This window comes from Brevibacillus sp. 7WMA2 (assembly GCF_010748895.1).
Lineage (GTDB): Bacteria > Bacillota > Bacilli > Brevibacillales > Brevibacillaceae > Brevibacillus_B > Brevibacillus_B halotolerans.
Genome location: NZ_CP048799.1, coordinates 2,129,587 through 2,144,172, shown reverse-complemented (window position 1 = coordinate 2,144,172; position 14,586 = coordinate 2,129,587). Strand labels below are relative to the sequence as shown.

Genomic DNA, 14,586 nt, shown 5'->3' with positions numbered 1-14,586 from the left:
TTTATGAAGTGCTCTCTCCAAGCTCCTGAATCATCACCCAAATTTGATAGTCTGATATTTTCTTGTCTACATAAAAACTGATAATTGGGGGTATCACAAGCATGAAAAAGATCCTATCTGTTCTTTCCGTGGCAACCCTGAGTCTTTCACTAGTGCTAACTGGTTGCGGTAAAGCTCAACCAACTGAGCCTAGTAAAGAAAGCGCTTCTCCAGCGGCAGAAAAGAAACTTTCTGCAAAGGTTGGTATGGTTACTGACGTTGGTGGTGTTAACGACAACTCCTTTAACCAAAGTGCATGGGAAGCTCTACAGAAACTAAACAAAGACACAGGCATTGAAACAAACTATGCTCAAAGTAATGGCGATGCTGACTACGTACCAAACTTGAACAACTTTGTTAAGGAAAAATGGGATCTAACATGGGGTATTGGTTTCATGATGGCTGAACCAATTAAGAAAATTGCTGACCAAAACCCAGATTCGAAACTAGCGATCATCGACGCGCAAGTTGATGCTCCAAACGTAGCATCCGTATTGTTCAAAGAGCAAGAAGGTGCTTTCTTGGCAGGTGTTGTAGCTGCTGAAATGTCGAAAACCAAAAAGATTGGTTTCGTAGGCGGTGTTAAAATTCCTGTTATTGAACGTTTTGAAGCTGGTTTCCTTGCTGGTGTAAAAGCCGCTAATCCGGAAGCTCAAGTAATATCTATCTACACAGGTGCATTTGATAAGCCAGACCAAGGTAAATCCACTGCTTCTGGTATGTATGCACAGGGTGTAGATATCATCTTCCATGCTTCTGGTGCTACTGGTGACGGTGTATTCAACGAAGCTGCTGATCGTAAGAAAAAAGGCGAAAATGTTTGGGTTATCGGTGTAGACAAAGACCAATCTCTTAACTTTGGTAACGAAATCACTTTAACTTCTATGGTGAAAAAAGTAGACGAAGCTGTTTACAAAGTTTCCAAAGATATGGCTGAAGGCAAATGGGAAGGTGGAAAAGTTGTTAACCTAGGTATCGCTGAAGACGGCGTAGGTTTAGCATCTACTTCTACTATCAATGTGCCAGCTGAAGTTCTGAAAAAAGTTGATGAATTTAAAGCAAAAATCGTAAGTGGCGAAATTAAAGTTCCAGAAAAAGCTGTTAAGTAATTGATCTAGTTATTTTATTTGTTGAAGAAAATAAGCAACAAGGCTAGTTTCATGACTAGCCTTGTTGTTGCCTTGTACAGAGTTACTTGTGGATTATTACCCAGAAAAACGGGGTGAGTGAAATGAAAGACGTAAAAACTGTAGTAGAAATGCGCGGAATAACGAAGCGCTTTCCAGGAATTATTGCAAATGATAATATTCAACTTAAAGTAAAAAAGGGCGAGATTCACGCGCTCTTAGGTGAAAATGGTGCAGGTAAATCCACTCTAATGAATATTCTATTTGGGTTGTATCAGCCTGATGAGGGTGAGATTTTACTTAATGAAACACCAGTGAAAATCACCAGTCCAAATGTTGCTAACGAATTGGGTATTGGAATGGTTCACCAACACTTTATGCTTGTCGAACCGTTTACCGTTACGGAAAATATTATTCTAGGAAAAGAACCAAAGAATGGTTTGAAGATAGATATCAATTCAGCGGCTAAAAAGGTACAAGCACTATCTGAACAGTATGGGCTCAAGGTTGACCCGTATGCAAAGATTGAAGACATCTCAGTAGGGATGCAACAACGCGTTGAGATTCTTAAAACCTTGTACCGCGGAGCTAATATCCTCATTTTTGACGAACCAACGGCTGTTCTTACACCGCAGGAAATTTCCGAGTTAATAGAGATTATGCGTAATTTGGTTAAAGAAGGAAAAACGATTATCTTAATCACCCATAAGCTAAAAGAGATTATGGCAATTTGTGATAGTGTCACCATTATTCGCCGTGGTAAGACTATCGACTCTCTAGCTATTAAAGATACGAATCCAGATGAATTGGCTTCCAAAATGGTTGGGCGTGACGTAACGTTTTCTGTAGATAAAAAGCCTGCTAATCCTAAAGAAGAAAGTCTATCTGTGAAAAATGTAACAGCAATGGGTAATCGTGGAGTTAATGCCCTAAATAAAATCAGCTTTGATGTTAAGGCTGGTGAAATTCTTGGAATTGCGGGAGTTGACGGCAACGGTCAGTCTGAATTGATTGAAGTGTTAACGGGGCTACGTAAGTGTCAGGAAGGCTCAGTAACTCTAAATGGTAAGGACCTAACCAATAAAACTCCGCGTTTTATTTCTGAATCAGGACTATCTAATATACCAGAGGATCGACATAAGCATGGTTTAGTTCTCGATTTTAACATGGCTGAAAACATTGTTCTAGAGACTTATTTCCACCCTGAATTTAATAAAAATGGATTTTTGAATTATGATGCGATTAACAAACATGCAGAAAAGCTTATTGAAGAATTCGATGTTCGTACGCCAGGGATACATACACTAGCACGCGCTCTGTCGGGTGGTAACCAACAGAAAGCGATTATTGCACGTGAAGTGAACAAGAATCCTGATCTGTTGATTGCAGCTCAGCCGACACGCGGGCTGGATGTAGGTGCGATTGAATTTATTCATAAACGCCTAATTGAACAACGCGATAAGGGAAAAGCGGTTCTACTCATTTCGTTTGAGCTGGATGAGATACGCAATGTTTCCGATCGGATCGCTGTTATTTATGAAGGTGAAATCGTTGGTATTGTTGATCCGAAAACAACGAGTGAACAAGAGCTCGGGTTGATGATGTCAGGTGGAAAACGCATTCAAGGAGGCGAACAGGATGAATAGTGTATTTAAGATTTTTACGAAGGATTCTTTCATCGTTCCTGTTGTTGCGATTCTGCTTGGACTCATCGTCGGGGCGATTGCGATGCTAGCAGGTGGATTTGATCCATTGTTAGCCTATGGTTCTCTGGTCAAGAAAGTATTTGGTGACGCCTATAATTTTGGTGAAACGATTCGCCAGATCACCCCTTTAATTTTTAGTGGACTGGCTGTTGCTTTTGCTTTCCGTACTGGTCTTTTTAACATCGGAGTAGAGGGTCAATTCATGATGGGTATGATTACAGCTGTTTACCTCGGTGTAAAGCTGGACTTACCTGCCTATATTCATGCTCCATTAACCATTATTGTTAGTACAATTGTCGGTGGGCTGTGGGCGGCTTTTGCAGGTTGGTTAAAAGCTGCACGTGGTGTCCACGAGGTTATTACTACAATCATGATGAACTGGATTGCTTTGTATATGGTGAACTTTATTCTGGTGACTACATTGGTTCCAGAAGGACAACAGCGTTCTGAAAATATTAAGGAATCAGCGTCTATTGCAATTGGCTGGCTGTCTCAAATGTTTGAAAGTGCACGTATGCATTGGGGAACATTACTTGCTCTTGTTTTAGCTCTCCTTTTCTATATTGTTCTTTGGAAAACAAAAACAGGCTTTGAGCTTCGTGCGACAGGCTTTAACCCGCATGCGGCACAATATGCTGGTATGAATGTAAATAATAACGTTATTAAAGCTATGTTTATTTCAGGTTGTATGGCAGGTATGGGTGGAGCCGCTGAAATTCTAGGGGTGTTCCATTATCAAGCTATTATGGCCGCTCAGCCTGGGTATGGCTTTGATGGAATCGCAGTTGCATTAATTGGTGGTAATACTCCAATTGGGGTAGTATTAGGTGCTATTTTATTTGGAATATTGTCCTTTGGAGCAAATGGAATGAAGATGGGAGCAGGCGTACCTGTAGAGTTAATTCGTGTGGTAATTGCCTCTGTAATCTTCTTCGTTGCCGCTCATGGTATTGTAAGATTTATTTTAAAACCTGTTTTATCTAAGAAGAATAAGAAGGAGGTGCTGTAAAGATGCAATGGCTAACCATTGGTGGCGATCTCTTACATGACACGATCGTATTTTCCACAGCCCTCATTTTCGCGGCACTTGGCGGTGTTATTTCTGAACGTTCTGGGGTAGTTAACATTGCGCTGGAAGGCCTCATGGTAATGGGAGCTTTCATTGGAGCGGTTGTTACTTACTTTATGGAGCCAGCGCCGTACGCACCTTGGATTGGTTTAATCGCGGCTTGTATTGGTGGTATTATTTTTTCCCTGCCACATGCAGCGGCTTCGATTACGTTTAAATCCAATCAAGTAGTAAGTGGTGTTGCTCTTAACTTCTTGGCAACAGGTTTGGCAGTATATCTTACCAAAATCATTTTTGATGGTGCTGGTCAAACCAAAACATTGAGCGTTGTATTTTCCAAATGGGACATCCCGTTTTTAAGTGAAATTCCTTTCTTGGGCCGTGCTTTGTTCCAAGCATATCCTACTAGTTATTTGGCATTTATCACAGTGGCAATCGTTTGGTTCGTACTGTTTAAAACTCAGTTTGGCTTAAGACTTCGCTCTGTAGGGGAACATCCGCGTGCCGCTGATACAGCCGGTATTAATGTATTTCGTGTTCGTTACATTGCGGTTATGCTGAGTGGAGCTTTGGCAGCGTTGGGTGGAGCAACTGTTGCTTTAACAACAACATCAAACTTCTCTCACAACACGATTTCTGGTCAAGGTTTTATTGCACTTGCAGCGATGATTTTTGGTAAGTGGCATCCAGTAGGTGCTATGGGAGCAGCTCTGTTTTTCGGATTAGCTCAAGCTGTTAAAACACTTGTACAAGTATTTGGACTTACCAAATACATTCCAGTTGAATTTATCTACATGTTGCCATACGTATTGACGATCTTGGTACTTGCTGGTCTTGTTGGTAAATCACGTGCTCCAAAAGCAAGTGGTGAACCATATGAAACAGGTTCTCGTTAGTAAACGGTATTTATCTATTTCTAATAAGAATCTACATGTATTTGAAGGTAAATCTAGCTAAAAAATCAATGGCCACCTTTCCGTCCGGAAGGGTGGTTTTTCTTGTTCGGCTACTTTTTACCAGTAATTATGCATAGATACCCTTTTGTAACCTATGGGATAATGGGACAAGTTTGACTTGGATAAGGAGGATATTTACATGAACAGATTACGAAGGAGTACGAGCCGATGGTTAGTAAGGAGTCTGGTGGGTGCTACCTTGTTATCCATTTCCTGGATTAACCCTATACAAGTACAGGCTGCTTCTGTGCCACGTGTTTTCCTTATGGTAGATGGAAAGGGTTTAAAAACAGATGTAGAACCACAAATTGTGAATAATCGTATGCTGGTACCGATTCGTGCTGTTTCAGAAGCTACTAAGGCACAAGTTACTTATCAGGCATCAACGAAGCAAGTAGTTATTAAGACAAAAACAAACGAATTCACTTATAGGGTGAATCAAAAAACAGCTTGGGGGAATGGAAAAAAGCATAGCCTAGATGTTTCCCCTATAGTAAAGGAAGGACGTATTTTAGTCCCTTTACGTTCGATAAGTGAATTATTAGGCTATCAGGTAAATTATAATGAACAAGCGAAGGTAGCGATGGTGGCTACTAAAACCTCTCCAGCAACTTATACGGTACAGGCCGGGGACTCGTTATGGTCGATTAGTCAAAAATTTGGTGTGCCTATTTCGGCGATACAGAATGCTTCTCGTCTAACAAAGGAAGAGATACACCAGGGAATGACGCTGACTATTCCAGTCATTAGTATGTATAATCAGACATGGAAACCATTAGACATACAATCTAAGCAGCAATATCTAGGGAACATTGATCAACCCTTAGCCCCCAAGCAAAGTGTCTTCCCCTTGCAAAAAGGTACATGGTATGAACAGGTTTACAATACATATGGGGATGAACGAACATGGGGCGCAGATGCTCAGGGTAGAAATCATGAAGGCATTGATATAATGGCTTTTCATGGAGTCCCTGTCTTTTCATCAACGAATGGAGTCATTAATCGCTTAGGGTGGAATAGCATGGGAGGATGGAGAGTTAATATTACACATTCCTCTGGCAAGTATCGGGTGTACTATGCCCATTTGAGCGCTTTTGCTCCCGAAATAAAGGTGGGTAGTTCTGTTAAAGCAGGTCAGTTAATAGGCTTTGTAGGCGATACAGGGTACGGGCCGATGGAAACTTCAGGTATGTTTTCTCCTCACCTGCATTTTGGCCTGTACAGCAATCAGACAGGTAAAGCTGTTAATCCTTATTTTTTCCTTAAATATCTGGAAACGATTGAAATCCAATCGACGAAGTAAAAGCATATGATATATGCCATACTTATATCCTAGACAGGGAATGGGTACACTACTTTGAGATAAAAAGCATAAGGGGTGTATCAAAATGTGGGAATGTCCATACTGTGGGTTTGTAAATGGTCATGTGTTTTTGGACAATCAATTACATGGCATTCTCTGCTTAAATCCGGACTGTGGTCGTTTTGACTCTAGCGATACTAGTGTGGAGATGCTTAGCGATTGGGATACAAGTGATTTTTAAGGAAGGGCATTACAGAAAAGGCTGTTGAGTTTTTCGCTCATCAGTCTTTTTTGTTGGAATGAACTACGATGTATAAGAGTACAGTTGTGTGGCATACATTTGATGTAATCATTTTGCTGAAAGCTACCTATTTTGGGTAAAATAAAGAATAGGTACGTAAATAAGGAGGGAGACGAATCATATGGCTGAAAAGGCACAGGAGATTGCTTTTACGAAATCTCAGGTAAATGGCATGAATCTACATATTTTACAGACCGAAAAGTTTAAATCAATTACGATGATCGTAAACATTGAACAGGAATTAACGGAGGAAAATGCATCGAAAACCGCTTTGCTTGCCATGGTGTTAAAGCGTGCAACAGCTCGTTTTCCTGAACCTCAAAAGCTTCGTCAGCATCTTGATTATTTGTATGGGGCTATTTTTGACGTTGATGTAGCCAAAAGAGGGGAGCGCCAAGTCCTCCAGCTATATATGGAGGTTCCAAATGAAAAATATGTAAGCGAAAGCCAGTCATTAGTTGAAGACGCGATAGAGTTTGTTGGCGATATCCTTACTCGCCCCTATTTGGTTAACGATCAGTTTGACAGCACATATGTTGAAGCAGAGAAAAAATCCTTAACGAAAAAAATTGAAAGCATCGTTAATGATAAAATGAGATACGCAAATCAACGGATTACGGAAGAGATGTTTAAGGGTGAACCATATGCTATTTCTGCATTCGGCACAATAGATAACGTTACAAAGCTAGATGCCGCTTCACTTACTGATTATTATCATCAAGTTATAAATAATAACCCTCTTGAAATCTTTGTAGTGGGCGATGTGAAGGAAGAGGAGATTACCGCTTTATGTAAGAAGCATCTTCAGCTACCCTCCCAGCATAAAAGCCATCTAAACATTCAGCAGGTCTCTAAGCAGGTTACTGAACAAAAAACAATTGTAGATCGCATGGATGTAAATCAGGCTAAGCTAAACATAGGATGCCGTACCAATATTGTATATAAAGACGATGATTATCCTGCTTTGCTTGTGTATAACGGGATTTTAGGTGGATTCCCACATTCCAAGCTCTTTTTAAATGTACGTGAAAAGGCTAGCTTGGCTTATTATGCCGTGTCTCGTTTGGAAAGCCATAAAGGCGTAGTAATGATGATGTCAGGTATTGATGTCAATAATTATGAAAAAGCGGTCACCATCATCAAGGAACAGATGACGATGATGGAAAATGGCGAGATTAGTCAGGAAGAAATGGATATGACGAAAGCTACCTTGTACAATCAATTTAAAGAATTGCTTGATAGCGGTAGAATGATGGTCGATTTTGCCTATAACGGAGTCATAAGCGGCAGAAACCGTGATTTACAAACCCTGCTGTCTGAGATTGAAAAAGTGAACGTGCAGGATGTTGTCCATGTAGCTAAAAAAATTGAACTCGATACGATTTATCTACTACGCGATAAGAAGGGTGGGGAATAGGGTGAAAACAGTAACATTTGATCAGTTAAATGAAACACTCTATCATGAAAAACTGCCAAACGGCTTATCAGTCTATTTGTTGCCAAAGGAAGGCTTTAGCAAGACCTATGCCGTTTTTACAACCCGCTATGGTTCAAATGATAGCCATTTCCGATTAAATAACCAGGAGACCATCAATGTACCTGATGGTATTGCCCATTTTTTGGAGCATAAGCTATTTGAAAAGGAAGATCGTGACGTATTTCAGGATTTTTCCCGAAACGGTGCTTCTTATAATGCATTTACCAGCTTTAACCGGACAGCTTACCTTTTTTCTTCTACGGATAAAGTAGAGGAGAATTTGAAGATATTACTGGATTTCGTACAGGAACCTTATTTTTCTGAAGCAAGCGTTGAAAAAGAAAAAGGAATTATTGGTCAAGAAATTCAAATGTACGATGATAATCCGGATTGGAAAGTATATGTTAATTTGTTGAAAGCCATGTATCAAAAATATCCGGTACGAATCGAGATCGCTGGAACAATCGAAACCATTACACCGATCACAAAAGACATGCTGTATCAATGCTATGAGACCTTTTACCATCCAAGCAACATGGTGTTATTTGTGGTGGGAGGATTTGATAAAGATCAGATTGGTGAATTGATTCGTAGTAATCAGCAAGTGAAAAGTTTTCCACCAGCCCCGATCATTGAACGCTTTTTCCCAGACGAACCGACTGAAGTGGGAGAAAAGCTTGTGGAAGCTCATCTTTCCGTGGCAATCCCTAAAATATACATCGGATTTAAAGAAGTGAAAAACCAATTATTTGGTGAAGAGCTGCTAAAACGTGAACTAACGACAAAATTGATGCTAGAGTTGCTGTTTGGAAACAGCTCTAGTTTTTACCAAAGATATTATGACGAAGGACTCCTTACAGAATCCTTTGATTTTGATTACAGCAACGAGACGGATTACGGCTATACGATTCTAGGCGGCGATACACCTGATCCCGAAAAGCTAGTTAGCGTTATCACACAGGAAATCAAGGAGGCGAAAGCGCGAGGAATTGATGAGGAATCGTTCCAACGACAAAAACGGAGAAGAATCGGACTTTTCCTGCGCTCGTTAAATTCCCTTGAATTTATTGCTAATCAATTTACTAGTTATAAATTTAATGGAATTGATTTGTTTGAAATCGTACCTACTTTAGAAAAAATTACGTTAGAGGATGTACAAAAGCGTATGCATGACCATCTACAAGAAAGTCAGATGGCGGTCTCGATCGTACGTTCACAGGCATAGGCAACCGGGGAAGAGGAGAAATACATGGAAGACAAGCAAGCATGGGCATTGGTTACGGGAGCTTCCGGTGAGATTGGGCAAGCTATTGCCCGGAAGCTGGCAGACGAATCAATCCCCCTGTATCTTCATTACAACACACAGAAAGATAAAATAAACGTATTGTTAGCGTATTGTGAAAGCAAAAATGTGCCGGCGATTGCACTACAGGCTGACTTATCTCAACCTGATGCAGTCGCGGCTATGTTTAGTCAAATGCCAGTGAAGCCATTGTATATCGTTAATAATGCTTCGATTGATCATATAGGTCTCTTGAGCGACGTGACCCCAGAATTATTTGATCAATTGGTTCGAGTTAACATAGGCTCTTGCTTTTTTGTATCGCAGCAAGGACTTCCAGCAATGCTACAGGCTAGATTTGGGCGAATTGTTACCATCTCCTCGATATGGGGAGAGATAGGTGCATCGTGTGAGGTTTTATATTCCATGACAAAAGGTGCTATTCTTAGTTTTACAAAAGCATTGGCTAAAGAAGTGGCACGTAACCACATTACAGTCAATGCGGTCTCGCCAGGTGCTATTTTAGGTGGAATGATGGATCGGTTTACTTTGGAAGAAAGAGAGGCTGTATCCGAAGAAATTCCAATGGGACGACTTGGACGACCAGAAGAGGTAGCCGCAGCGGTTTCCTTCTTATTCCAAAAGGAGGCCGGGTATATTACTGGTCAAACCATTTCGGTTAATGGTGGCTGGCATACCTAGAAATGAAAACATGGATGTAAAAGCTCAGTAACTTTTCCTTCTTCTTGTATAAAAATCAGGACTGAAACGCATTCTAATTCTGAGCGGACATGAAAAAGCGTCCGAAGAGTGCTTAAGGAGGGATTGGGATGTCAGTACTTGATAACTTTAGTGATTGGAAAGGTTTTTTATCTGAACGCGTCCAACAAGCTACACAAGCTGGTATGAACTCCGATACCATTCAAAATGTAGCATTTCAAATCGGTGGATACCTTGCTGATCAGGTTGATCCGAAAAACGAACAAGAACGTTTACTTAAACAACTATGGGATGCTGGTGATGACGAGCAACGTCGCGCCCTAGCTAGTGTCATGGTTAAGCTTGTAAGCGATGGTAAAATGGAATAGATTTTTCTTTTGAGGAAAAGTAGCTCTTACGTTAGAAAAGACGTAAGGGCTGTTTTTTATACGAAGGAATGTAAGAAAAGCAGACAGATTAAAATAAGCGTATTTTTTATAAGAGAATAATAAGTTGAACGGCGCATAGAAATGATTATTGATAAACAAAAGAGCGAACCGCTGATAAGTGCAGTAAAAGAATTTTTATTGGTATCATTGGCATGTTTTCTGCATTTTTTCTTTGTCCTTCTACATGCAAATGGTATACTATTGTTGAAAAGCCATCTATCACGGGGGAAGAACAAGTAGGATTGTTCTTACAGAAAAAAAGGGGATACATGATGCTCACGGAGGAGAAGGAATTTTTTGAGTGGTATTTAGAATATCGCTTAATAAAGGATCGTCCTGGTTTGCTAGGAGACTTAGCTTCTATTCTGGGGATGCTTAACATCAACATTCGTACAATTAATGGTGTTCAAACCAATACGCGAGGAATGTTATTATCCACAGATGACAATGATAAGATTGAAGCCTTGCGTAGCCTGTTGTTAAAAGTAAGCAATATTGAAATTAACAAGCTACGTCCGCCTACCATGCTTGACCGTCTAGCTGTTCGTCACGGACGTTATATCGAACGTGATGCGGAAGATAAAAAAACGTTTCGCTTTATTCGTGACGAATTAGGAATTCTGGTTGATTTTCTAGGAGAGCTATTTAAAAAAGAGGGGCATCAATTAATCGGAATTCGTGGAATGCCTCGGGTAGGTAAAACAGAGTCTATGATCGCAGCCAGTGTATCCTCCAATAAGCGCTGGACGTTTATTTCATCAACTTTATTAAGACAAACAGTTCGTAGTTCCTTGACCGTTGATGAAATGACAGCTAATCATGTATATTTGATTGATGGGATCGTCTCAACCATGCGTTCAACGGAACGTCATCACAGCTTGTTGCGTGAGATTATGGCTTTCCCAGCTACTAAAGTCATTGAACACCCTGATATTTTTGCAAGAGAGACAGAGTACAAGCTGTCTGATTTCCACTACATTATTGAGTTGAGACATCATCCCGATGAAGAGATTACATATGAATTAATCAACACGAGAAGTTTTAATGACTTCGAGATGACGTAAGGAGGCTACATTGTGTCTGAGCTCGGCCAAGTATTGAAGAGAGCAAGAGAAGAAAAAGGAATCTCGCTCAATGATATACAAAAAATGACAAAAATCCAAACCAGATATTTAGAAGCGATTGAGCGGGGAGATTTTCACATGTTACCCGGCCACTTTTATGCAAGAGCTTTTATCAAAAGCTATGCGGAAGCGGTAGGATTGGATCCTAATCAGATCGTAGAGCATTACCAGGCCGACTTGCCATCCCAACCGCCACAAGAAGAGGTGGAACGATTACAAAGACGCCATGTGGTTCAAAGGCGATCACCTTTTCAAACCGGTAGCTGGGTAGCTCCTACTTTATTAACACTATTTATCATCTTAGTTCTTGGCGTTGCTTATATGGCACTAGTGAACCGGGATAGTACACCACCTACTGTGCAAAAGCCCGCTGAAGGTATCATTGATACCACACAAGGTGGAGGAGGGACTCCTACGCCGAATCAAACTCCGGGTCAAGGACAGGTTCCGACTACTCCTGGAACAGCTACACCGCCGGCAACGACAACTCCTCCAGATGTTACGATGCCTGATGAGAATTTACCTGAGACGGATGGGGCTGGGGCTGCGGGTACACTTACTTTTGAATCCCAGCAAGGAAAGACTTATAATTATAAGGTTGGTAATACGGATAAAATCTCAGTGACGATTAAAGCAACCCATGGTGCTTGTTGGGTACAGGTGCGAGATAAAGATCGAGGGAAAAAACTATTTGAATCTACTCTTCAAAAAGGTGAAGAAAAAACAATAGAGGCACAAGATACTGCTTTTCTGCATGTAGGTTATTCGCCTGCTATTGAAATAATAGTTAACCAGGTTCCAATCACAATGAGTGATATTAAAGCGCAAACGGCTAAGTTTAATTTCACTTTGCAAAAAGACGAAGTGCCGGCACAATAACTTTTTATAAGCTCATGGACTCCCGTTTCACTATCAAAAGTGAGACGGGAGTTTTTTAGCAGAAGGACTTATTTATAAGCTAACATGATTGTATCTGCAATCAGAGTTAACCCATATAGGATACAGGCTTTGAACGCTTGAAAACGGTTGATTTTAAGTGCTACTCTTTTTGACTACTCGCCTTTGCTTATATTATACTGGTTAGGTGAATTTGGGCTGGAATATGCAATTGGAGGAAGAGAAATGACCGAAAAGACAACACCCCGTGAAAAGGTTGCCATAGTAACCTTGGGTTGTGAGAAGAATCTGGTCGATTCAGATATGATGGCACATCTGATCGATGAGAAGGGTTATGAGTTAGTTGATAATCCAGATGATGCAACTGTCGTTATCGTGAATACCTGTGGATTCATCGATGCTGCAAAAGAAGAGTCTGTGAACAAGATTTTAGACATGGCCGAGTTAAAAGAGAGCGGAAAATTAAAGTCGTTGGTAGTAGCTGGCTGTTTAACCCAACGCTATAAAGAAGATTTATTACATGAGATTCCTGAAGTGGATGGTATTGTTGGAACCGGCGATTTTATGTCAATTATTAACGTGATTGAAGACACGCTCATTGGTAAACGTACAAGCCTGATCGGCAATCCTGTGTTTAACTACGAGCAAGTGGTTAAACGTAAGGTAAAAGAAGGAACTTATACAACATATACCAAAATTGCAGAAGGCTGTGATAACAATTGCACATTCTGTAGTATCCCACTCATGCGCGGTAAATTTCGCAGTCGTTCAATTGAATCTATCGTAGAGGAAGCGACATATCTGGCAACGAAAGGCATTGTGGAAATTTCGCTAATCGCCCAGGATTCAACGAACTACGGTATGGATTTATACGGTAAGCTAATGCTACCTGAGCTATTGAACAGACTGTCTGAAGTAGACGGCATTGAGTGGGTTCGACTACACTATGCATACCCAGGGTTCTTTACAGATGAGTTAATCGAAACATTTGCTAAAAACCCGAAAGTTTGTAAGTATATTGATATGCCTTTGCAACACTCAGAGGACGCCATTCTGAAACGGATGCGCCGTCCGGGACGTCAAACCGATATTCGTAAGCTTGTTGCTAAAATCCGCGCTGAAGTACCGGATGTAGCTTTGAGAACCTCTTTAATTGTTGGGTTCCCAGGGGAAACAGAAGAGGATTTCTTGAAGCTCTGTGATTTTGTGAAAGACATTAAGTTTGATCGTCTAGGTGTGTTTACGTATTCGAATGAAGACGATACTCCTGCGACACGCCTGCCTGATCAGATTGATGAGGATGTCAAAGAAAAACGCGCTAATATATTGATGGAAATTCAACGTGAGATTGCTAACGAGAAGAATGGTCAATACGTGGGTAAGGTATTGGATGTCCTAGTAGAGAGATACGAAGGTAGAAACAACATTTACGTAGGCCGTACCCAATACGATGCTCCAGAAATCGATGGGGAAGTCTTTATTTCAAATTATCAAGGAGAACTAGGTAAGATTGTAAAGGTGAGAATTACCCACTCATACGATTATGATCTAGCTGGGGAGGTTATTTAGTTGAATCTTGCCAACCGCATCACGCTTGCCAGAATTTTTCTGGTCCCTGTCGTCATGTTTTTTCTACTAGTAGAATACAAATTTGGCACGTTTACCATCGGGACTCTAACTATGACGTACAATGAGCTGATAGCGGCTTTGGTATTCATCTTGGCAGCCAGCACAGATGGTCTAGATGGGTACATTGCCCGTAAGCGGAAGATTGTTACGAATTTGGGCAAATTTTTAGATCCACTGGCGGACAAATTGTTGGTATCGGCTTCGCTTATTTCTCTTGTTGAGATGCAACGAATCGAAGCGTGGGTCGTTATAGTGATTATTAGTCGGGAATTTGCAGTGACAGGTCTACGAATGATTGCAGCGGCGGAAGGAAAGGTTATTGCCGCAAGCGCGTGGGGAAAAATTAAGACCTGGGTTCAAATCGTAGCGATTGCTGTCTTAATGATGAATAATTTCCCGTTTGAATTTGTCGGCATACCTTTTGATAAAATCGCGATTTGGGCAATGGTCCTGATTACCCTTTGGTCGGGGTATGACTATTTTTCTAAGAATCGCAATGTCATTCAATATTCGTAAAAGATTGGGATG

At 40.8% G+C, this 14,586-nt stretch carries 14 protein-coding genes; all 14 read left to right on the top strand.

The features are described from left to right. The first annotated feature begins 101 nt into the window (after positions 1-101). The 14 genes from GOP56_RS08270 to pgsA all read left to right on the top strand — a co-directional run bounded on the left by GOP56_RS08270 (position 102) and on the right by pgsA (position 14,574). Positions 102-1,148, top strand: coding sequence for a BMP family lipoprotein (locus tag GOP56_RS08270; RefSeq protein ID WP_003336990.1), 1,047 nt, complete (start codon positions 102-104; stop codon positions 1,146-1,148). A 122-nt stretch (positions 1,149-1,270) separates the two neighbouring features. Beyond that, a complete protein-coding gene (locus tag GOP56_RS08265) occupies positions 1,271-2,812 on the top strand; it encodes an ABC transporter ATP-binding protein (protein WP_163245364.1) in 1,542 nt (513 codons plus the stop codon). Further along, positions 2,805-3,881, top strand: a complete 1,077-nt coding sequence (locus GOP56_RS08260; protein WP_003336992.1) for an ABC transporter permease — start codon at positions 2,805-2,807, stop codon at positions 3,879-3,881. Before GOP56_RS08265 ends, GOP56_RS08260 begins: the two co-directional genes overlap by 8 nt. 2 nt (positions 3,882-3,883) lie before the next feature. Further along, positions 3,884-4,837 carry an ABC transporter permease gene (locus GOP56_RS08255; RefSeq protein ID WP_003336993.1) on the top strand — a complete coding sequence of 318 codons (954 nt, stop codon included), beginning with the start codon at positions 3,884-3,886 and terminating at the stop codon, positions 4,835-4,837. 199 nt (positions 4,838-5,036) lie between these two features. Next, the gene (locus tag GOP56_RS08250; RefSeq protein WP_163245363.1) at positions 5,037-6,200 is read left to right on the top strand and encodes a stalk domain-containing protein; all 1,164 of its coding nucleotides are present in this window, start codon (positions 5,037-5,039) and stop codon (positions 6,198-6,200) included. Between the two features lie 85 nt (positions 6,201-6,285). Further along, positions 6,286-6,441 (top strand): hypothetical protein, encoded by a 156-nt coding sequence (locus GOP56_RS23345; RefSeq protein WP_003336995.1) that lies wholly within the window; start codon positions 6,286-6,288, stop codon positions 6,439-6,441. 181 nt (positions 6,442-6,622) lie between these two features. Further along, on the top strand, positions 6,623-7,918 hold the full coding sequence (yfmF, locus tag GOP56_RS08245; protein WP_163245362.1) for an EF-P 5-aminopentanol modification-associated protein YfmF: 1,296 nt from the start codon (positions 6,623-6,625) through the stop codon (positions 7,916-7,918). A gap of 1 nt (position 7,919) precedes the next feature. Beyond that, positions 7,920-9,203, top strand: coding sequence for an EF-P 5-aminopentanol modification-associated protein YfmH (yfmH, locus tag GOP56_RS08240; protein WP_163245361.1), 1,284 nt, complete (start codon positions 7,920-7,922; stop codon positions 9,201-9,203). Between the two features lie 24 nt (positions 9,204-9,227). Beyond that, a complete protein-coding gene (gene ymfI, locus GOP56_RS08235) occupies positions 9,228-9,962 on the top strand; it encodes an elongation factor P 5-aminopentanone reductase (protein WP_163245360.1) in 735 nt (244 codons plus the stop codon). A 128-nt stretch (positions 9,963-10,090) separates the two neighbouring features. Further along, positions 10,091-10,348 carry a DUF3243 domain-containing protein gene (locus tag GOP56_RS08230; protein ID WP_003337000.1) on the top strand — a complete coding sequence of 86 codons (258 nt, stop codon included), beginning with the start codon at positions 10,091-10,093 and terminating at the stop codon, positions 10,346-10,348. Between the two features lie 332 nt (positions 10,349-10,680). Further along, positions 10,681-11,472 carry a DUF3388 domain-containing protein gene (locus tag GOP56_RS08225; protein WP_018670903.1) on the top strand — a complete coding sequence of 264 codons (792 nt, stop codon included), beginning with the start codon at positions 10,681-10,683 and terminating at the stop codon, positions 11,470-11,472. A 12-nt stretch (positions 11,473-11,484) separates the two neighbouring features. Continuing rightward, complete coding sequence (locus GOP56_RS08220) at positions 11,485-12,411, top strand: helix-turn-helix domain-containing protein (RefSeq protein WP_003337002.1); 927 nt, start codon at positions 11,485-11,487, stop codon at positions 12,409-12,411. Positions 12,412-12,654: 243 nt separating this feature from the next. Beyond that, the gene (gene rimO / locus GOP56_RS08215; protein WP_003337003.1) at positions 12,655-13,998 is read left to right on the top strand and encodes a 30S ribosomal protein S12 methylthiotransferase RimO; all 1,344 of its coding nucleotides are present in this window, start codon (positions 12,655-12,657) and stop codon (positions 13,996-13,998) included. Then, positions 13,999-14,574, top strand: coding sequence for a CDP-diacylglycerol--glycerol-3-phosphate 3-phosphatidyltransferase (gene pgsA, locus GOP56_RS08210; RefSeq protein ID WP_003337004.1), 576 nt, complete (start codon positions 13,999-14,001; stop codon positions 14,572-14,574). Positions 14,575-14,586: the final 12 nt, after the last annotated feature.

Bases quoted from the DNA above. Each gene is read 5' to 3' on its own strand.
- GOP56_RS08225 (WP_018670903.1), top strand. From the start codon at position 10,681: ATGCTCACGGAGGAGAAGGAATTTTTTGAGTGGTATTTAGAATATCGC.
- GOP56_RS08270 (WP_003336990.1), top strand. From the start codon at position 102: ATGAAAAAGATCCTATCTGTTCTTTCCGTGGCAACCCTGAGTCTTTCA.
- GOP56_RS08260 (WP_003336992.1), top strand. From the start codon at position 2,805: ATGAATAGTGTATTTAAGATTTTTACGAAGGATTCTTTCATCGTTCCT.
- GOP56_RS23345 (WP_003336995.1), top strand. From the start codon at position 6,286: ATGTGGGAATGTCCATACTGTGGGTTTGTAAATGGTCATGTGTTTTTG.
- GOP56_RS08250 (WP_163245363.1), top strand. From the start codon at position 5,037: ATGAACAGATTACGAAGGAGTACGAGCCGATGGTTAGTAAGGAGTCTG.
- rimO (WP_003337003.1), top strand. From the start codon at position 12,655: ATGACCGAAAAGACAACACCCCGTGAAAAGGTTGCCATAGTAACCTTG.
- ymfI (WP_163245360.1), top strand. From the start codon at position 9,228: ATGGAAGACAAGCAAGCATGGGCATTGGTTACGGGAGCTTCCGGTGAG.
- yfmF (WP_163245362.1), top strand. From the start codon at position 6,623: ATGGCTGAAAAGGCACAGGAGATTGCTTTTACGAAATCTCAGGTAAAT.
- GOP56_RS08230 (WP_003337000.1), top strand. From the start codon at position 10,091: ATGTCAGTACTTGATAACTTTAGTGATTGGAAAGGTTTTTTATCTGAA.
- GOP56_RS08265 (WP_163245364.1), top strand. From the start codon at position 1,271: ATGAAAGACGTAAAAACTGTAGTAGAAATGCGCGGAATAACGAAGCGC.
- GOP56_RS08255 (WP_003336993.1), top strand. From the start codon at position 3,884: ATGCAATGGCTAACCATTGGTGGCGATCTCTTACATGACACGATCGTA.